General features: G+C 47.5%; 18 protein-coding genes. 8 read left to right on the top strand and 10 right to left on the bottom strand.

Going from position 1 to position 18162, the window contains the following annotated elements; genetic code table 11:
- Positions 1-2: 2 nt before the first annotated feature.
- Positions 3-1208, bottom strand: a complete 1206-nt coding sequence (locus M2137_RS10005; protein ID WP_280766295.1) for a lipase family protein — start codon at positions 1206-1208, stop codon at positions 3-5.
- Between the two features lie 70 nt (positions 1209-1278).
- On the opposite strand from M2137_RS10005, the gene M2137_RS10000 reads away from it, so the two are divergent.
- Entirely contained in the window at positions 1279-2613 is a 1335-nt protein-coding gene (locus M2137_RS10000) for an MATE family efflux transporter (protein WP_280766294.1), read from the top strand.
- 202 nt (positions 2614-2815) lie between these two features.
- Here the strand turns inward: M2137_RS10000 and M2137_RS09995 are convergent, their stop codons facing one another.
- Positions 2816-3859 (bottom strand): endonuclease/exonuclease/phosphatase family protein, encoded by a 1044-nt coding sequence (locus M2137_RS09995; protein ID WP_280766293.1) that lies wholly within the window; start codon positions 3857-3859, stop codon positions 2816-2818.
- Positions 3860-4199: 340 nt separating this feature from the next.
- Between M2137_RS09995 and M2137_RS09990 the strand changes: the two genes are divergently transcribed.
- Positions 4200-4709 carry an RNA polymerase sigma factor gene (locus M2137_RS09990; protein ID WP_280766292.1) on the top strand — a complete coding sequence of 170 codons (510 nt, stop codon included), beginning with the start codon at positions 4200-4202 and terminating at the stop codon, positions 4707-4709.
- A gap of 21 nt (positions 4710-4730) precedes the next feature.
- Here M2137_RS09990 and M2137_RS09985 read toward each other — a convergent pair whose 3' ends face one another.
- The 4 genes from M2137_RS09985 to M2137_RS09970 all read right to left on the bottom strand — a co-directional run bounded on the left by M2137_RS09985 (position 4731) and on the right by M2137_RS09970 (position 9240).
- Positions 4731-5693, bottom strand: coding sequence for a tetratricopeptide repeat protein (locus tag M2137_RS09985; protein ID WP_280766291.1), 963 nt, complete (start codon positions 5691-5693; stop codon positions 4731-4733).
- A 110-nt stretch (positions 5694-5803) separates the two neighbouring features.
- The gene (locus M2137_RS09980; protein WP_280766290.1) at positions 5804-7039 is read right to left on the bottom strand and encodes a sodium ion-translocating decarboxylase subunit beta; all 1236 of its coding nucleotides are present in this window, start codon (positions 7037-7039) and stop codon (positions 5804-5806) included.
- Entirely contained in the window at positions 7039-8946 is a 1908-nt protein-coding gene (locus tag M2137_RS09975) for a biotin/lipoyl-containing protein (RefSeq protein ID WP_280766289.1), read from the bottom strand. Before M2137_RS09975 ends, M2137_RS09980 begins: the two co-directional genes overlap by 1 nt.
- Before the next feature lie 21 nt (positions 8947-8967).
- Positions 8968-9240: an OadG family protein gene (locus M2137_RS09970; protein ID WP_280766288.1), complete on the bottom strand. Its 273-nt coding sequence runs from the start codon at positions 9238-9240 to the stop codon at positions 8968-8970.
- A 280-nt stretch (positions 9241-9520) separates the two neighbouring features.
- Here M2137_RS09970 and M2137_RS09965 point away from each other — a divergent pair, with 280 nt between their 5' ends.
- The 5 genes from M2137_RS09965 to M2137_RS09945 all read left to right on the top strand — a co-directional run bounded on the left by M2137_RS09965 (position 9521) and on the right by M2137_RS09945 (position 12761).
- Positions 9521-9796: a DUF4884 domain-containing protein gene (locus M2137_RS09965; protein WP_280766287.1), complete on the top strand. Its 276-nt coding sequence runs from the start codon at positions 9521-9523 to the stop codon at positions 9794-9796.
- 23 nt (positions 9797-9819) lie between these two features.
- Entirely contained in the window at positions 9820-10509 is a 690-nt protein-coding gene (locus tag M2137_RS09960) for an MBL fold metallo-hydrolase (protein ID WP_280766286.1), read from the top strand.
- 251 nt (positions 10510-10760) lie between these two features.
- Positions 10761-11540: a DUF1080 domain-containing protein gene (locus M2137_RS09955; RefSeq protein WP_280766285.1), complete on the top strand. Its 780-nt coding sequence runs from the start codon at positions 10761-10763 to the stop codon at positions 11538-11540.
- Between the two features lie 12 nt (positions 11541-11552).
- A complete protein-coding gene (locus M2137_RS09950; RefSeq protein ID WP_280766284.1) occupies positions 11553-12356 on the top strand; it encodes a peptidylprolyl isomerase in 804 nt (267 codons plus the stop codon).
- Positions 12357-12368: 12 nt separating this feature from the next.
- Entirely contained in the window at positions 12369-12761 is a 393-nt protein-coding gene (locus M2137_RS09945; protein ID WP_280766283.1) for a hypothetical protein, read from the top strand.
- On the opposite strand, the gene M2137_RS09940 is transcribed toward M2137_RS09945, so the two are convergent.
- The 3 genes from M2137_RS09940 to M2137_RS09930 form a co-directional block, all read right to left on the bottom strand.
- A complete protein-coding gene (locus tag M2137_RS09940) occupies positions 12734-14395 on the bottom strand; it encodes a M56 family metallopeptidase (RefSeq protein ID WP_280766282.1) in 1662 nt (553 codons plus the stop codon). The two genes, M2137_RS09945 and M2137_RS09940, sit on opposite strands and share 28 nt — an antisense overlap.
- A 2-nt stretch (positions 14396-14397) precedes the next feature.
- The gene (locus tag M2137_RS09935) at positions 14398-14757 is read right to left on the bottom strand and encodes a BlaI/MecI/CopY family transcriptional regulator (protein WP_280766281.1); all 360 of its coding nucleotides are present in this window, start codon (positions 14755-14757) and stop codon (positions 14398-14400) included.
- A 438-nt stretch (positions 14758-15195) separates the two neighbouring features.
- The gene (locus tag M2137_RS09930) at positions 15196-16374 is read right to left on the bottom strand and encodes a PatB family C-S lyase (RefSeq protein ID WP_280766280.1); all 1179 of its coding nucleotides are present in this window, start codon (positions 16372-16374) and stop codon (positions 15196-15198) included.
- Positions 16375-16525: 151 nt separating this feature from the next.
- Here M2137_RS09930 and M2137_RS09925 point away from each other — a divergent pair, with 151 nt between their 5' ends.
- Entirely contained in the window at positions 16526-17014 is a 489-nt protein-coding gene (locus M2137_RS09925) for a metallophosphoesterase family protein (protein WP_280766279.1), read from the top strand.
- On the opposite strand, the gene M2137_RS09920 is transcribed toward M2137_RS09925, so the two are convergent.
- On the bottom strand, positions 17011-18162 hold the full coding sequence (locus M2137_RS09920) for a hypothetical protein (RefSeq protein ID WP_348538032.1): 1152 nt from the start codon (positions 18160-18162) through the stop codon (positions 17011-17013). The two genes, M2137_RS09925 and M2137_RS09920, sit on opposite strands and share 4 nt — an antisense overlap.

Raw genomic sequence — 18162 nt, 5'->3', positions numbered from 1 at the left:
GCTTACTTCAACGCCTGCAGAACCAATAGATAAAATGGAATAGCCGCACTGGAATGATCGAGCTTGCTGGTGTGTAATTCCACAGAAGTCCCCGCTTTTTGAAAAGCTTTGTATGCCGCCTCTGTATTGCTAAAAGGGACGGTTTCGTCGAGCGTGCTGTGTGCCAAAAGGATAGGGGCGCGGGGCACCCAGTCGATCAGGTTGTTTTTGACCAGAGATCCTTTGAGTTTGCGAATCTCCTCGTTGTGATTCTCCGTAAAGAAGTCGGGATGAAGCCAATCGCTTAACCGGTTGGAGGGTAACAGGTGGTTGATCTCTCCCAACGTATACTTCTTACTGACACACCATTCCCGATAGCTTGAAAGCACAGGCTCCAGGAATATCTTCGTATAATCCAGCTTCAATCCATCGGCATAATCCGCTCCGACAATCGTAAGCAGGATAGTTGCCGGATTGGCTACCTCGTCCTGTTGCATAAAATGGTCGAAGATCGACTCCGGCAGATAGGGACCTCCTCCGGCAAAAGCGCGAAGGAGTTTTATCTTATCCGCGTATTGCCGCTCCGCCATCTGCTGAAAAGCCAGGGCGGCATAGCCTCCCTGCGAATAACCAACCACATACGCCTCCCTCTCTACGGGACGTTTGATAAGCGAGAGGTATTCGCGCGCAGCAAAAAACATATCACAACTCACCTGTCCCGCCGATTCGGCATGGATATAAGTCTGCGGCAGATCGACAGTCGCCCCGAATCCGATATAATCGGGAACGGCCACGGCATAGCCGAAAAAAGCCAAAAGGGACTCAGCCGTTACCATAAGAGCCGAAGGCGATTCGCGGTCGGCGCCAATCGTATAATGCTGCCCTATTACCAACCCTTTACATTCTCCTTCCGCGGGGTAGGTGATAATGCCGGAGACCTCCAGCGGTTTGCCGGCAGGATCTTTGCTCATATAACGGATAGCTTCTGTTTTTAACTGTTTTTCCGGGAGCAGCAATAAGAGAGGATTTGTACCGTCTATCCCAAAATCACTGACCAGCAGAGCTTTGTTTAGATTTTTAGTTTTGGTTACCTCGATAAAATAACCCTCATCGATTTTATCTGGTGGCGTCACCTCTCCCCCATTCTCTTCGGGCGAACAGGCAATCAATCCACCTACCAAAAGGATCATCAAGATCCTGTACATCCAGCTTAATTCTATGCTTCTCATCTTATTTCTTTCTAACGGCCACAAAGGTAGAAATTAATTTCCTACTTTTGCCCCACCAAATCTATAAGGAATGCAAGGCGCAAAGAATCTGACACAAGGACCAATCACTCGCCAACTCTTCAATCTGGCCTTGCCCATTATGGGCACCTCTTTTATCCAGATGGCATACAGCCTGACCGATATGGCCTGGGTAGGACGCCTGGGTAGCGAAGCGGTAGCCGCTATCGGAGCCGTCGGCATCCTGACCTGGATGACCAACTCCATTTCCCTACTGAATAAAGTGGGTTCCGAGGTAAGTGTAGGACAATCGGTCGGTGCGCAGGACAATGAGAGCGCGCAGCGGTATGCATCGCACAACCTGACGATTGCCCTGATCTTATCGGTTGTTTGGGCTGTATTACTCTTTAGCCTGGCACATCCTGTGATCGCCCTCTACAAACTGGAAGCCCCGATAGCCGGTAAAGCAGTGGAGTATCTGCGTATCGTGGCTACAGCCTTTCCGTTTGTCTTCCTGTCGGCTGCCTTTACCGGCATACATAATGGCGCCGGCATGAGTAAGATACCTTTTTATATAAGCGGTGCCGGCTTGCTTCTCAATATGGTGCTCGATCCGCTTTTTATTTTCGTATTCGACTGGGGCACGGCCGGAGCAGCCTGGGCCACCTGGACAGCGCAGGCAATAGTCTGCCTTTGCTTTGTGTATCAGCTCAAGGTAAAGAACCGATTGTTTGGCGGCTTTGCCTTTTTCACGCGCCTGAAAGGCCTATACACCAAACGCATTATCCAATTAGGATTGCCTGTCGCCCTGTTGAATTCCTTCTTTGCCGTTATCAACCTCCTGATGGGGCGAACAGCATCGACCTACGGCGGACACATCGGACTGATGACCCTGACAGCCGGTGGACAGCTCGAAGCCATTGCCTGGAACACCTCGCAGGGATTCAGTACGGCGCTCAGCGCTTTTGTTGCCCAGAATTATGCCGCCCGCCGAAACGAACGGGTCATCAGCGCCTATCATACCACCCTGAAGATGACCATCTTCTTTGGTTTTCTTTGCACCCTCCTGTTTGTCTTCTGGGGCAGTGAGATCTTTTCATTGATCGTGCCTGAGCGCGAGGCCTACGAAGCCGGCGGCATCTTCCTCCGTATCGATGGCTATTCCATGATGTTCATGATGTTGGAGATCACCATGCAAGGACTCTTCTACGGAACAGGCCGAACGGTTCCTCCTGCTATCATCAGCATCACCTTCAACACGATTCGCATTCCGCTGGCCATCGGACTGGCGGCATTGGGATTCGGCATCGAAGGCGTCTGGTGGGCCGTCAGCATCAGCAGCATCCTGAAAGGAATCACCTCCTTCGTCTGGTTCCGGTTTTTGCGGAAGAAAATATTGATTTGTTAAAATACAAAATGTAAGCAAAACGGCCGTTTTGCTTACAAATCCATACGTTAAAAAATGTTTCTCCCGGGAGTTTGTCTCCGAAGTCCCGCTTTTTTGCGCGCAAAGTCGGGGCGAAATTACAAATCGTAAATTCGAGGTTTTTGTGGAAACGGGCAAATTAACGTTTGTTCACATCCTTGCAGAATGGCTGAATAGTTTCTTTTTACGCTTGTATATCTTTCTTCATCCGCTCGAGGTACTGGTTGCTGAAGTCTACTTTCAATTCAACCCAAAGGGGCAGGTGGTCGGATATCTGGAAGGTACGCCATTTGGAAAGGTAGTAGCTTTCGATTTGTTTCTCACTCTTTCCTTCGGTGTTCTTTTTGTCGAAATAAGGGCGGTAGGTTGCCAGATCCTGGGGCGTGTAAACCGATTTGGTGAAGTTGAAAGCGCCTGCCTTCTGTTCTTTTTCCGAAAAGACGGTCATCGTCTTATCTAATTTGAGGTTGAAGGCGATCTGGTCGTAATGCTTCGTACCGCCCAGGTCGGAAGGATGCTCCTTGATGCATTCGGGCACCTTGAAGCCCCCCTTCTCCAACGCCTCCATCGTAGCGTCTTTGCAATGGGGGATATTGAAGTCGCCCAACAGGATATAGCTGGTGTCTTCTTTCTGCGAGCGCTTGGTCAGGTATTCGGCAATCGAAGCGATCTCGGCTACCCGGCGCGGATCGACGCCACTCGATTTGCCATAATAGATATGCACCGTGACAAGATGAAACTTGAACCATCCCGCCTGGAAAGCCACACAAAACGGGGTACGGGCAAATTGCTCTTCGCCCTGTATCAGTTTCGTTTTCGGAAGCACAATCTCTCCCGCCAGTTTCCGGAAGAAGATCTTGTTTTTATCATACAGGAAAGCGGTTCGCTCGCCCCCTCCCGCGGTGCCGTCGGTGCTGTCGGTCACGATATAGTCCCAGTTGTGTCCCATCAGTGACATCACCTTTTCCAGTCCTTTCAGGTTCGACGACACCTCCTGGATCGCGATCAGGTCGAAGCGACTCAGGATCTCGGCAATGTAAAAGAAACTTTCCAACCGGCGGTTGTCGCCGAATTCACGGATATTCCACGTAGCCAACAATAGAGTTTCCGACGCTGTCTTGGCAGGGATTTCGTGGTCTAACTGCTTGCGCAACAATAAGAGTTTGTCGATCGTACGCAACTGTTCTTCTTTCTCTTTGATGTTCTTGAGGGGTCTGTAGTATGGCATATGTTTTTCATTTTTTACAAATATAGTGAAAGCCGAACACAGAGCCAAGCTTGCTTGAGCTATGTTAAGGCGCATCCTATATTCTACAAATATAAAATTGTTTATTGAAAATTGTGATCATTTTGTTGAAAATGTCATTTTTCACCACTTGAAGAAGTTGTATATTCTGATCAGATGTTGATCATTTTTCAAAAATTCCAACTATTCTTCATTTTCCAAAAACTTTCTTCTTTAAATAATTTATCCTCTTTCCAAGCCTTCCTACATTCGCATATCAGTCGACGATCAAGGGATAAAATAAGGGAACAATAACAGCGATATTTTTAAAAATCTAATTACAATGACTGCTTTACAATTTCAAACAAGACTACTTAGTTTACAGGACAACCTGTTCAGCTTTGCTCTTTCATTAACAGCCAACAAAGAAGATGCATTAGATTTGGTGCAGGACACGACTCTGAAGGTGTTAGACAACCGGGAAAGGTTTGTTGACAATACCAATTTCAAGGGTTGGGTAATGACTGTTATGCGCAATATCTTTATCAATAATTACAACCGGGTGGTTCGCACCAATACAATCATCGACGCAAGTGCCGATCTGTATAATGTGGATACCATCACACATTCCGGATTCGATACGCCCGAAGGCAGCTGCGATATCAACGAAATCAACAGAGCTATTGAAAGACTGAACGAAGAGATGAAAACGCCTTTCGCCCTGTATGTAAGTGGTTATAAGTATGAAGAAATTGCCGATCTGTTGGATATTCCTATGGGAACGGTTAAGAGCCGTATCTTTGCTGCCCGTCAGCGTTTGCAGAAAGAATTGAGCGACTACCATTTCAATTGATAGCCGCCCGCTTTATTTGATTTAAAATATTCCACCTTTATAGAGTTCATCGAAGTTGGCCTGTCCCCCCGGAGAGGCCTTTTCTTCGTCCGGCGTCAACTCAAGGACGATCTGTCGGTCTCTTTCCGCCCCTTCGGTGTCGCCTAATAGTTGACGAATCCTGGCTCGTTCGACATAAGCCGGAATATACTGCTCGTTGTGTTCAACCGCCTCATCAAGGATTTCCAACGCCTCCTGGGTTTTTCCCTGCGCCTCCATCAGCCTTCCGGCCAACACATACGCCTCTTCACAGAAGGGATTCAATGCCAAGACCTCTTCATATTCCGCCTCGGCAGCTGCCTGATCGCCTAATAATTCATAGATCTGCCCCCGTAATAGATGGGCGGTTTCGTCGCCTTCTTCTACCAGAGAGATCACCTTCTCCACATCCGCCAGGGCTTTTTCGCCCTCTTTCTTTTCCAAAAGGATCCGGGCACGCACTAAGTAGGCATCGGCCATATCCTCTTTCAGGGCGATGGCTTGTGTCAGGTCGGCAATCGCTCCTTCCCACTCTTGGATCGTCCGTTTGGCTTTCGCACGTAGGAACCAGGCTAAGTGGTTCTCCTCCTCCAGAGCGATCACGCGGTCGCAGTCGGCAATAGCCTCCCCGTCGCGGTCTAATAGGAAGAGGATATTGACGCGGGTCAACAGGGTATTCACATGTTCGGGCTCCAATTCGATCATCTCATCTACGACTTCCAGGGCGCTTTCGGCATCGTTTATCATCGTATAGGCCGAAACCAGGTGGTTCATTGTTTCGAAATCTTGCTGGATATTTAGGGCTTCGGTAAAGCATTTGATCGCGTAAGGGATCTGACGAATACGCATAGCACGTATTCCGTCGTACTTTAGAATATCGAAATTCTTTAATTCGTCTTTCTGCAACCCTTCGGTGGTCGCCTCTTTTTTGCCCGAAGAAAACAAGGATGAAAAGAAATTTGCCATAACACACTGCGTTTTTATTGTCTTCACAAAAGTAGAAGAAAATCGTTAGATACAAAAAAAGAAGGCAGATCCCGATTGAAATCTGCCTTCTCATGGTATTTTATGAATACTTATCCCAAGAAAGAAATCAACACCCCGGCGGCAACCGCAGAGCCGATCACACCGGATATATTACTGGCCATGCAATATTGCAGGACATGATTCTTCGGATCGTGTTTCAGCGCTATCTCATTGGCCACGCGGGAGGCCATCGGAACAGCGCTCAAGCCGGTAGCTCCGATCAGCGGATTGATCTTCTTTTGAGTGAAGAGATTGACAAATTTCACAAAGAAGATGCCACCTGTGATAGACAGAGCAAACGCCAGGAATCCACCCACTACGATACCGATCGTCGTCCAGTTCAGGAAGGCTTCGGCTGTCATCGTCGCGCCTACGCAAAGACCCAGGAAGATGGTTGCCGTGTTCATGATGCTGTTTGAAATTGTATCGAACAGGCGGAACACATTCGAACCGACTTCTTTCACCAAGTTACCGAACATCAACATTCCGATCAACGGCACCGCACTCGGCACAAACAGCGCAACAACGATAGTTACCGCTATCGGGAAGATGATCTTCAACACCCGCATATTTTTAAATTCCGTACCGGAAGGAAACTTCTTCTCCTGCTCCTTCATGTTGATCTTCAATTCTTTCTTGGTACAGAACAGGTTTACCACCAACGGAATGATGACCGGGACAAGCGCCATATAGGAGTAGGCGGCAATAGCAATCGGTCCCAACAGATGAGGAGCCAGTTTGATGGTGGTAAAGATCGCCGTCGGGCCATCAGCGCCTCCGATAATACCTAAGGAGGCAGCCTCTTTGGGTGTGAAGCCCATCAGGATGGCTACCAATAATACGGTAAAGATACCTAACTGTGCCGCCGCGCCAAAGATCGACAGGCGCAGGTTACGAAGCATCGGACCGAAGTCGGTCAACGCTCCCACACCCATAAAGATAATCGGTGGCAGGAAGCCTGTCTTGATCAGCATATAATAGAGGAAATTCATAATGCCCAACTCATGCGCAATGTCATGCAGAGGCATTTCCCATATATTCTTCATGACGCCATGCACCATAATCATCCCGTTCTCGTCGGCCTGGGTAATGCCCATCTCGCCGCCCGGGAAGTTAGCCAACAAGACTCCGAAGGCAATCGGAATAAGCAACAACGGCTCGTATTCCTTTTTGATGCCCAAATAGAGCAGTATGATGGCGATGGCATACATGACAAGGAACTGCGGTTCGGCAATGATATTGCTGAACGCAGTCATTTCATATAGATTCTTAACTATCTCGCCCATTATTGTATCGTCATTATCAGGTCATCCTCAGACACGGCATCGCCCGGATTCAATAGGATAGCCGTCACCGTACCGCTACATTCGGAGCGCACCGCGTTGTAGGTCTTCATGGCTTCTACATAGCAAAGGATATCACCCTCTTTCACTGTATCACCCACTTTCAAGGGTGTTTCGGAGGTATCTTTTGTTAAGAAGAACTTACCTTCCAGCGGAGATAATACCTCTTCGCCCGCACCAGGGGCGGCAGCAGCAGGCGCTGCGGCCGGAGTAGCCGGAGCTGTTGGCGTTGAAGCAGCCGACGCATTATTCGAATCCCCAAAGGCAACCGTTACCTTATAGGCTTGTCCGTTCACATCTACTGTCATAATCTGTGGAGTAGTCGGCAACGCCATAGCCGTAGGAGCGGCAGCCGGAGCCGGAGCCGGTTGTGATTCTTTGGCCTGTTCAGCCTTCCGTTTAGCCACATCGGCCAGGAATTCCACTTTTGCTTTGCCTGAACGGAATGCTTCGTATTGCGCCGGGTGCATGGCATATTCGAAGAGTTCTTCGTCGTCTTCGCCTGTTTCCCATTGCTTTTCGTTCATCAGCTTACGGTATTTATCTAAGGCATCGGGATAGTTCTTCTGCGGATCACCGGTAAAGAACTCGCGTCCTTCGGCTTTCGCTTTCTCGATGATCTCGGGTGCCAGTTCACCCGGCAGGCGACCTGCCTTTCCTAATATCATATCCCAGATATCATCGGCAATCATGCTCCAGCGGGCTTTCCCTTTTTCCATCTGCATCACATTCATCATTGCCAGATTCTTGACATACTGGCTGAACGGTGTTACCAAAGGAGGATAGCCCACACGCGGCCATACATACGCCACCTCGTCGAACAGTTTGATCAACAACTGATCCTGCGTCATAAGCGGTTGGTTGTTTTTCTGTTTACCTTTATTGATCGATTCCAGGTTTTTGTCCAGGTCGGCCATCAGGCTTCCCATCATACCACCCGGCAATCCCGGTCCGATCAACAGGGAGTTCATCAGGCGGTTCTTCGGGCTGATATACAATCCCAACCAATCGTCCATAAACTCCTGCACCATGCTGCGTACCTTCATATAGGCCTCCATATTGATCTCCGGCACGATATAACCGGCATCTTTCAACATCGCCTGTACGGTCAACAGGTCGGCATGTCCCGTTCCCCACGAGAGTGGCTCCATACCCACGTCGATATAGTCGCAACCGGCGTTGCAAACCTCCAGGATAGAGGCCACACTAAAGCCGGGACCCGCATGGCTATGGTATTGGATGGGTATATTCGGATGTTTGTCTTTGATATTCTTTACGATCTGCCCTAAAGAGTAGGGGCGGCCGATACCGGCCATATCCTTGATACAGATCTCATCGGCTCCCAGGTCGATCAGTTCCAACGCCATCTTGGTATAATACTCAACCGTATGGATCGGAGAATGGGTAATGGAAAGAGCCGCTTGCGAGATCATACCTGCCTCTTTGGCATACTTAATAGAAGGGGCGATATTACGCACATCATTCAATCCGCAGAAGGTACGGGCAATATCCGTTCCCTGTGCCTGTTTCACCTGATAGAAAAGCTGGCGCACATCATCGGGCACCGGGCTCATGCGAAGACCATTCAAGGCACGGTCGAGCATATGTGTCTGAATACCGGCTTCATGGAAAGGTTTTGTCCATTCACGCACCGCTTTGTTCGGGTTTTCTCCGAAAAGTAAATTGACCTGTTCAAATCCTCCCCCATTGGTTTCTACTCGGGCAAAACAGCCCATCTCTATGATTGCCGGTGCTACCCGGGTCAACTGGTCGACTGTCGGAACATATTTTCCGGCACTCTGCCACATATCCCGGAAGACCAGACTAAACTTAATCTCTCTTTTTTTCATATTTCTTCCCTCGTATTATTTCTATATTTTTTCGATTTTTGTCACTTTTCCCTGACCTCCTGTCGCAGCGCTTACGGCCGACACAATAGCCGCCATATCCTGGTTGGATAGTCCGCCTGCCGCTGTGGTCGCTGCACGCACCGGCGCCTGCTTTTTAAGCACGACCTCTTCCGGGGCATATCTGTTCACCAGAACGATAAGTCCCTTTCCAAGGTATATGACAATGAGGAGGATAAGGAATACGGTAGCTATACCAACCACCATCAATAAAAGTCCTGTCTGCATGTTTTCCATATAATCAGATTTTTAATTTAGGAGAGCTAAAAACGTATCTAAGAAATTGCCTTAAAAACCAATTGGAACAATTTTAGCCAAGTTAAAAACAGATGCAAAAGTACAAAAATAGAGTGACTATCCGCTGCCCCATTCATTAAAAAAATGAAAAAAGAAAGAGAGTAGTGGTTTTATCCTTATTTTTGAAAGAGAAAACCCTGTTTTAGTTAACAATTAACAGAACGGGATAATGCTTTTGTTTCTTGAAAGTTAGAGGATAAGCTAAAAAACAGTTTGAATTATGAAAAAGATTCTTTTACGTTCCGGCTTGTGTTGTCTCCTGGCAACACTCTTTTCTTGTTATTCTTCGATTCCACTTTCCCAGGGAGCATCGGATAATAATTCTACCTATAATGTGCAGTATCTGTTCGAGCACGACGGTTGCAAGGTCTATCGTTTTATGGATATGGGTAATTATGTCTATTTCACTAATTGCGAAGGAAGCGTAACGGCCATACAAAACGACTCGACCGCGCAAAGGGTAACCAATCAGGTTCGTATCAATAAGGAATATTAAACACGACAGCATACTAGGTGAAGATGAAGAAGTGGGTGACAAAGAAGAACGGATACAGGGTGTATCGCGCCTTGTTTCATATGAGTAATGTCTTTCTGATCACGACGCCGGAGAAGACGATCCTGGTCGATACCAGCTGGCGTTTCGGGCGAAAACGGCTTTGCCGGAATCTGAACCGGCTGGGTATCTCTCGTATCGACTACCTGTTGTTGACCCATACTCATCACGACCATGTCTCTAACGCCCGCTACCTGCAGGAGACATACGGAGCAAAGGTCTTGGTGCATCAGGAGGGTGCCGCGATAGTGACCCGCGGTGAGTCCATCGTGCCCAAAGGAACCACCTGGATAAGCCGCCTGATAGCGCATTTTATCGAAAAATATGTCGATCGTTTTATTGCCTATGATGCCTGCACACCCGATATCGTATTTCCCTCTCTCTATTCTTTCCAGCAAGAGGGGATTCATATTCAGATACTTTCTACCCCCGGACATTCGGTCGATTCAATCAGTATCCTTGTCGATGACGAAATAGTCATTGCCGGAGATGCTCTCTTCGGTGTTTTCCCCCATTCTATCTTTCCTCCCTTTGCCGACAACATTCCGCGACTGATTGAAAGCTGGGACAAATTGTTAGAAACGCCGGCATTACTTTTTTTGCCGGCTCATGGTTTCAGTAAGAAACGCCGGCAGATCGAACGATCCATCCGGTAAATGCGTCAAAATTCCGGGAGTTTTCTATCGTCCATGCGCCTCGACAGTACTGTCCATGCCCTTCGACAGTACTGTCCATGCGCTTCGACAGTACTGTCCATGGGCATCGACGATAGAATTCTCCGTGGTTTTATGAAAAAAGCCCTTGCATTTCGGGGAAAAGTCCCGCGATTTTGACAATTTGTAAATGGCATAATTATAAATACTGTATATTTGTGTACTATCATGAATAACACCTAAATGACAAAAATATGAAACATCTATTGCCCCTTTTGATTATGTTGCTTGGCTTGGTAGCATGTGGTACAAAGAAAACACAGCAGACAGAAACGTGGGAAACCCTCTTCAATGGTAAAGACCTGAACGAATGGACAGTGAAAATCAAAGGATATCCGGCCGGTGAGAACTTTGCCAATACCTTCCGCGTGGAGGAGGGGCTGATGAAGGTGCGCTACGATGGCTATGATTCGTTTAATGACCGCTTCGGACATATCTTTTTTCATAAACCCTATTCGCATTATAAATTACGCGTGGAATATCGCTTCGTAGGCGAGCAGGCGCCCAATGCACCGGGATGGGCCTACCGCAACAGTGGCGCCATGCTTCATTGCCAGGCACCCGAAACCATGCATCTCGACCAGGACTTCCCGGTGTCGATCGAAGCTCAGTTTCTGGGTGGCGACAATACCGGCGAACGCCCGACAGGAAGCGTCTGCACGCCGGGCACGGAGGTTTATATCGAAGGGGAACCTTATCGGGGGCATTGTGCCAACTCCTCTTCTAAAACCTATCATGGCGACCAATGGGTGACGATGGAATTGATCGTACTCGGCGATAGCATTGCGCATCATGTGATCGATGGTGATACCATTATGAGCTATTCGCATATCCGTGTGGGCGGTGGCAATGTAAGCCCGAAGCCAACTATCCCGGAAGGACCGCTGTCCAAAGGGTATATATCACTCCAATCCGAAGGCCATCCGATCGATTTCCGGACGGTGGAGATATTGGATTTGAGCGGGCAGTATTAATTATCATAGCGTATGAACAAAAAGTATATTCTTCTTCTTATTCTCCTGGCGCCATGTATATTTTTGCAGGCACAGCAAAAGACGGTGACGATAGAGACAAACGTGGGCACCATGAAGGGGATTCTCTATGCCGATGTGCCGAACCATGTGCGTGCCTTTACGGAGCGTGCCAATCGGGGTGATTTCAATGGAACCCTGTTTACCCGCGTGATTAAAGAGTTTATGATTCAAGGTGGAGCGGCCGATTCACGGAATGCTTCGCCCGGTGTGCGGGTGGGTAGCGGTGATCGCAGCGCCGAGATCATGCCGGAAAAGAGCGAAGGACATTTCTTTAAGAAAGGAGTGATCGCGGCTCCGCGTCAGCCCGACAATATCAATCCGCAGAAAAAATCGGATATGTCGCAGTTCTTTATTGTGCAGGGCAAGGTGTACACGCCTGAAGAGTTGAGATCCTTACAACAGATAGCGAATCGCTCGATCCGCCGGAAGGCGATGGCTGAGTTTTATGATCCGATCAAAGAGGATATGGAGAAATGGAAAACAGACGATAAGGTGTTGTATAATCAACATGTGGTGGAGATCAACCATAAGGTAGATTCCGTGATTCGTGCCACGCCCGGTCATCTGTTGTTTACGGATCAGCAGCGGGAAGCCTATACCACCGTCGGCGGCGCCCACCATTTGGATGGACATTACACAATTTTCGGCGAGATCACCGAAGGGTTGGATCTCATCGACCGCATTGCCAATCAGCCGACCGATCAATACGATCGGCCGAATACGGATATACGGATCATACGTGTAACGGTACAATAAAAAACAAAAGATATGCTACGCAGGGATTTTATCATGGTGCAAATTGAGGAGTTAGGCAAGGTGATTGCCCAGCTGATTACTCAACGTGAAATGGGTGCAACCCGGCGCATTCCCGAACAGATACAAACGGTTTACGACTCCTTGCCGTTAGACCGCCACATACTCCTGACTGCCTCCCCCGAAGAGGTTCGCCGCCTGCTCGACAGAGAGGATAGCGGCGGAGTCCTTCGTATGGAGATTGCCATCAAAGCCTTGATCGAAGAGAGCTATCTTTACCCCGACAAAAAGCAGGAGATGCTTCTGCGTGCCAAAGAATTGTTGGAATATCTACAACAAACAGATGTGACCTTTTCTTTTGAAAGGGTTAATTTGTTGGATCAGATTGCCGGGCTTTTGGAATCCTGAAAGGTTATTACCTCAGCTTGCTCAATGGTTAGCCTCTGCGTGTTGTAGGTCTTGCCCACGATCAGATGAATGTCATTGAGAACATCTTTCGGACTATCTTTGGGTACCTGTAAGATAATTCTCAAATCCTCCTCCTCTTTGATTTCTTTCTTTTCTAATTCTTTACGGAAATTCCCAAAGGTGGTTTTTTCATTTACGGTGATGGGTGTCGGTGCGCGACCGAATTCATTGATTACATAGACTATGACCGGTTCAAATTCCTTCCCTTCGTTAAACAGATCGCTCTCTTTCAAGGTGAGCCCATAGTTTTTCGGAGATTCGTTCTTTACGTATGCTTTTCGGCCTTTCTCTGCCAAGAGAGCTTCTGTTTTTTCGAAAGCAGTCTGTATATTTTGATAGATTAGCCGGATAAAACTCCCCGTAGTAGCAACATCGTGTTGTAAAGAGATCAAGATCGGTTTGCCATCGGCATGTTCTTCCAATAAAGTTGTTTTCAATTTACTCTCCAATTGCACGATGTCGATTAATTGATTTTTATACAAGATCATATCCCGTGCATTCACAAGCAAATAAGACAGGTGAGTCGCTTCTCTTGGATCCTGCCCTTTGAGCACTTCTTTTTCAAACCTAATATACTCCGCCTCAAAGTATTCAGGCGTGTACTTCTTGTTATCCTGCGAAATAATTGTACCTTCGCCAGGGATAAGTTGTTCTAACTGCCGGTTTACTTCCGGACGGGCAAAGGCATACAAGGTACAGACTGCCACCGGTATAAGAAGTAATGACTTCCACCGGGCCCGATGATTGGATTGTTTTTTACACATCATAGTAATTCTTTTTTTGAGTTTACTTTGATTAAAGCTGTTGGCAAGAGTGTAGGAGCTGGAGCCGACAGCTTTTTTCACTAATAATAATTGATATTTTGTTGCATCGATGCCGTTTTTGATCACTTCCCGGTCTGCCTGATACTCATGGATATCTTGCAATTCGCGTTTCAACAGCCAAGCGGCCGGGTTGAACCAGTGAAATAAAATGATGATTTGCGCAAACACCACATCCCAGGAATGCCGCTTATGATAGTGCGCTAACTCGTGCGTCAGTATCTCTTCCGCATGTTGTTCGTAGTCCTGTTGCGGCAGGACGATATACTTCCACCAGTTGAAAGGCGGAAGCGGTTGGTCGATCACGACGATAATATAGTCGTTGACGCCTGTCTTTCGACCCGACCGGATCAGGAGTAACAGCTGGATAAATGAGCGCAGAAAGAGTGTGAAAGCAACAGCTCCCCCTATTATATAAATACAGGTAAAGATCATGCCGTAAGGGATCTTCCCGGTTGTCTCTTTCGCTTCCGAAATCTGTGGGATTTCTGCCGGAAGGATAAGCTGTTTGGTGGTGATTGTTTCTTCCTGGCTGATCACCTTTTCCAGTTCTATAAAGGTTTGCTGGATGAATCCGGGCGAATCGGTTTTCATCTTTACCAAAGGCAACAACAGGCAGGCAATCAAGCCTCCGATCAGGATCTTCCGGTTGAAAGGGAAGAAGGTTTCGTTGCTCAACAGCAATTTATAGCTGAAGTAAAACAACACCAGCCCTAAGGTCGATTTGACAATATAGATCAGGAACGCCGCCATATTTATTGTCGGTCTTTTATCTGTCGGATAATGTCCTGCAATTCTTCCACCGACAATTTCTCCTCTTCGATCAGGGTGGAGACCACCGAAGTGTACGAATTGCCGAAATACTTATTGACCAATGTCTTCAGGGAGCGGTTGCGGTATTCCTCCTGTGTCACCAGGGCGTAATACTGGTAGGTGTTTCCATACGCCTTATATCCGATATATCCTTTCTCCTCCAGGATACGCACCATGGTGGAGAGCGTATTATAATGTGGCTTGGGCTCCGCTTGCATATCCAATAATTCACGGATAAACAAAGGCCCCTTCTCCCAAAAATAGCCCAGTATCTCTTCCTCTTTAGCCGTTAATTTCTTCATTTTCTATTCCTTCTTTTAGTATGCTATGCAACAAATGTAACTAAAAGAGTATACAAAACAACTATTACCTTTAGTTGATCTACTGTATTTATTAATAATTAACAGATTTGTATCGAAAAGAGGCAACTATTCAGCCAATCCTATACAGCCTTCATAGCAATGTGAATAGACGTTAAATCGCCTATTTCTGACGAAACCCTCCATTTACGATTTGTAATTTCGGCAGGACTTTGCGCGCAAAAAAGCGGGACTTCGGAGACAAACTCCCGGGAGAAACACTTTTTAACATACCGGATTGTAAGCAAAAGGGGGTGTTTTACTTACAATCCGTATTTTAACATTTGGGAATAACGGGGGTGTGAGAAGAGATCTTCTCATCTTACAAAATTCGTAAAGAGCAGAAATTCTTTCGGTTTTGTCGGTTTGGAATGGGGTAATTTATCCCAGATCGGCTACCGCTTTTTCAAGCTGTTGCAACGCTTTGTCGATAACAGAACGCGGACAGCCGATATTCATGCGCATAAATCCTTCGCCTTCGGTGCCGAACATACTGCCGTCGTTCAAGGCTAATTTGGCTTTTTGTATGAAAAATGCGACAAGTGCCTCCTGTTTCATACCTAATCCGTGGCAGTCGAGCCATAAGAGGAAAGAGGCTTGCGGGCGGTAGACCTTGATTTGCGGGATATGTTTTTGGAGATATTCATCGACATAGTCAACATTGCGCATCACATATTGGCGCATCTGCTGGAGCCATTCCGCTCCGTAGGTATAGGCGGCGATCGTAGCTTCGTAGGCAAAGATCGTTCCGGCGTTCAGTTCACGGGCGTGCAGGTAGGCAAAGAACTTTTCGCGCACAGCGGGATCAGGTACGACGGCATAGGAGGATACGATCCCTGCGATGTTGAATGTCTTGCTGGGAGCCATAAAGCTGATACTGTTGGCAGCAGCGGCTTCGGACAGAGCCGAGAAGGGAATGTGTTTATTGCCCGGGAAGGTCATCTCGGCATGTATCTCATCGGAGATAACAAGGATATGATGTTTATGGCAGAAATCGGCTAATCGCATCAAGGTTTCTTTCGGCCAAACGATTCCTCCCGGGTTGTGTGGGCTGCAAAGAATGAAAATCTTACATTTTTCATCCACCAGGGTTTCCAACTGTTCGAAATCCATTTCATACCCATCTTGCGTCAGGCGGAGTGGGTTATAGACCACCTCGCGTCCCATGCCTTCGGGGATCAAACGGAACGGATGATAGACAGGCGGTTGTATGATTATTTTGTCTCCTTCGTTCGAAAAACAATCGACGACAAACGAGATGCCTTTGACGATCCCGGGGATGTAACTGATCCAGTCGCGTTCGACGCGCCAACCATATTTATAATCCAGCCAGGCCAGAATGCTATTGTAATAGTCGTCGGAGGCAAAGGTGTATCCGAACACCTCATGTGCGCAACGTTTGCGTAGGGCGTCTACTATAAAGTCCGGCGTGCGGAAATCCATATCGGCAACCCATAGGGGAAGAAGATCATCGCTTCCAAACACCTCTTTCAACTGATCGTATTTAACTGATGAGGTGGCATGGCGCTCAATCACTTCATCAAAATGGTATTGTTTCATATTGTATCCCTGTGTAATGTCCTTAAGATGGGAGCCAAAGATACAAATTTTCGTGTAACCTGCTCTGCTGTCTCGAGGAAGCGAATATGGATTTGCCGGGAAAACCGTTTTAACGTACATTTGCCCGGACAGAAAAAGAAGAGATCGACAGATGAAAAAGATAGGATTGCTTTCAGACACACATGCGTGGTGGGATGAGAAGTACGAAGCGTATTTTAAGGCCTGTGATGAGATATGGCATGCAGGCGATATCGGTTCCGACAATGTGGCCTGGCGTCTGGCGCAAATCAAACCGTTACGCGCAGTGTTTGGCAATATCGACGGCCAGTCGCTTCGGCAGCAATTTCCGCTGATCGCGAAGTTCGAGGTGGAACAGGTACGTGTGATGATGACCCATATTGGTGGATACCCCAACCGCTATGCGCCGGGCATCAAGCAGGAACTATTGGCTTATCAACCGACACTGTTTATCTCGGGACATTCGCATATACTGAAGGTGATGTATGACAACGCCTTGAAGTGTCTGCATATCAATCCGGGAGCAGCCGGAAAAAGCGGGCTGCATCAGATACGCACGCTGGTGCGCTTTGTGATCGACGGAGATCAGATCAAAGACCTGGAGGTGATTGAGATCGTTTAGGCGCCCCGCAAGTCGGGGTCTTTTTCTTCGTTGGTACGAAGTTGGGAGTAGTTCTCGGCAAATAAGACGGTATTCTTCAGGTAAGGATATTCGGATTCGAAATAGCTGCTGAATACGCCTTTGCCCATATTCTCTTCTATCTGCTTCATGGTCCATAGTTTTCCATGCGACTGCATAAGCGATTTCATGACCGCTTCATCCCGAATAGTGATTACATGCAGGGAGACTAAGTGTTTTACCTTTTTATCTTCGTGCGTATAACGAACTAAGAAACGCGATTCGATGGGTTTCCCGATATGCCGTCCGATGATCTCTTTGACCGTATTTTCAATAGTATGCCGGAAGAGAACATAGGCGTGAAGAGGATAATCGAGCGTTTCAGGTGAGACATAATCGGTCTTCGGGCGTTTCACCAGATAGAGCATGCCATTGTAAATCACAGCAATGCGCACGATCGGATGGTAATATTTCTTGGGCGAGGTGCGGCTGACCGAACGGGCAATACATCCTACGACCTTTCCTTTCTCATCCAATACCGGCAACCACATCTCTTTTTTCAGGCTTCCATGCATCCAGGAGATGCGTATCTGCTCGTAAACGATGATAGCCACCCCGATGACAATCCCCAGATAACGGTAAAGGAAGTGTTCGAAATGCGGATTTTGCATCGACTCCGGCAAAAGGGTGAAGAAAAGGATCACAAACAAATGTAGTGTGTAGAGGTTTTGTACGAGGGGAACCAGGAAATAGAACTCATTCAACGCGGTGCGCATCAGGGTGCGTTTATAGGTCGGAGCCTTCGACTCGCGGATACGCCGGAGCATGGTGCGCTTGGAGAAGCCGATAATAGCCAATACAACCACAAACAACACCTCGACAAGTACCGGCGAATAGCCGAACAAAACCGGATCTAATTTGAGTAAAATGAACAGGACATAGAGTATGAGCGTGGCGGAGGCAGGCAACAACAGGAACTGATAGACTTTGTCATTGCTTAACATCCGGTAAAGTCCCAAACAGAAGATGCAGAAAACGACGGCAATGATGAATGATAACCGGTAGGAAAAGAAATTATCCAAAAACATAAACAATAGGATTGGAATCAACCCTACTGCTTGATTTTGTACACTTCTTTTGATTTTATTCAT

This window comes from Parabacteroides sp. PFB2-10, from assembly GCF_029893085.1.
GTDB lineage: Bacteria > Bacteroidota > Bacteroidia > Bacteroidales > Tannerellaceae > QVMG01.
Note: the sequence above shows the minus strand (reverse complement) of the source record. Positions and strands in the feature narration are given on the sequence as shown.

Bases quoted from the DNA above. Each gene is read 5' to 3' on its own strand.
- M2137_RS10005 (WP_280766295.1), bottom strand. From the start codon at position 1,208: ATGAGAAGCATAGAATTAAGCTGGATGTACAGGATCTTGATGATCCTT.
- M2137_RS10000 (WP_280766294.1), top strand. From the start codon at position 1,279: ATGCAAGGCGCAAAGAATCTGACACAAGGACCAATCACTCGCCAACTC.
- M2137_RS09995 (WP_280766293.1), bottom strand. From the start codon at position 3,859: ATGCCATACTACAGACCCCTCAAGAACATCAAAGAGAAAGAAGAACAG.
- M2137_RS09990 (WP_280766292.1), top strand. From the start codon at position 4,200: ATGACTGCTTTACAATTTCAAACAAGACTACTTAGTTTACAGGACAAC.
- M2137_RS09985 (WP_280766291.1), bottom strand. From the start codon at position 5,693: ATGGCAAATTTCTTTTCATCCTTGTTTTCTTCGGGCAAAAAAGAGGCG.
- M2137_RS09980 (WP_280766290.1), bottom strand. From the start codon at position 7,039: ATGGGCGAGATAGTTAAGAATCTATATGAAATGACTGCGTTCAGCAAT.
- M2137_RS09975 (WP_280766289.1), bottom strand. From the start codon at position 8,946: ATGAAAAAAAGAGAGATTAAGTTTAGTCTGGTCTTCCGGGATATGTGG.
- M2137_RS09970 (WP_280766288.1), bottom strand. From the start codon at position 9,240: ATGGAAAACATGCAGACAGGACTTTTATTGATGGTGGTTGGTATAGCT.
- M2137_RS09965 (WP_280766287.1), top strand. From the start codon at position 9,521: ATGAAAAAGATTCTTTTACGTTCCGGCTTGTGTTGTCTCCTGGCAACA.
- M2137_RS09960 (WP_280766286.1), top strand. From the start codon at position 9,820: ATGAAGAAGTGGGTGACAAAGAAGAACGGATACAGGGTGTATCGCGCC.
- M2137_RS09955 (WP_280766285.1), top strand. From the start codon at position 10,761: ATGAAACATCTATTGCCCCTTTTGATTATGTTGCTTGGCTTGGTAGCA.
- M2137_RS09950 (WP_280766284.1), top strand. From the start codon at position 11,553: ATGAACAAAAAGTATATTCTTCTTCTTATTCTCCTGGCGCCATGTATA.
- M2137_RS09945 (WP_280766283.1), top strand. From the start codon at position 12,369: ATGCTACGCAGGGATTTTATCATGGTGCAAATTGAGGAGTTAGGCAAG.
- M2137_RS09940 (WP_280766282.1), bottom strand. From the start codon at position 14,395: ATGGCGGCGTTCCTGATCTATATTGTCAAATCGACCTTAGGGCTGGTG.
- M2137_RS09935 (WP_280766281.1), bottom strand. From the start codon at position 14,757: ATGAAGAAATTAACGGCTAAAGAGGAAGAGATACTGGGCTATTTTTGG.
- M2137_RS09930 (WP_280766280.1), bottom strand. From the start codon at position 16,374: ATGAAACAATACCATTTTGATGAAGTGATTGAGCGCCATGCCACCTCA.
- M2137_RS09925 (WP_280766279.1), top strand. From the start codon at position 16,526: ATGAAAAAGATAGGATTGCTTTCAGACACACATGCGTGGTGGGATGAG.
- M2137_RS09920 (WP_348538032.1), bottom strand. From the start codon at position 18,162: ATGAATAAAATCAAAAGAAGTGTACAAAATCAAGCAGTAGGGTTGATT.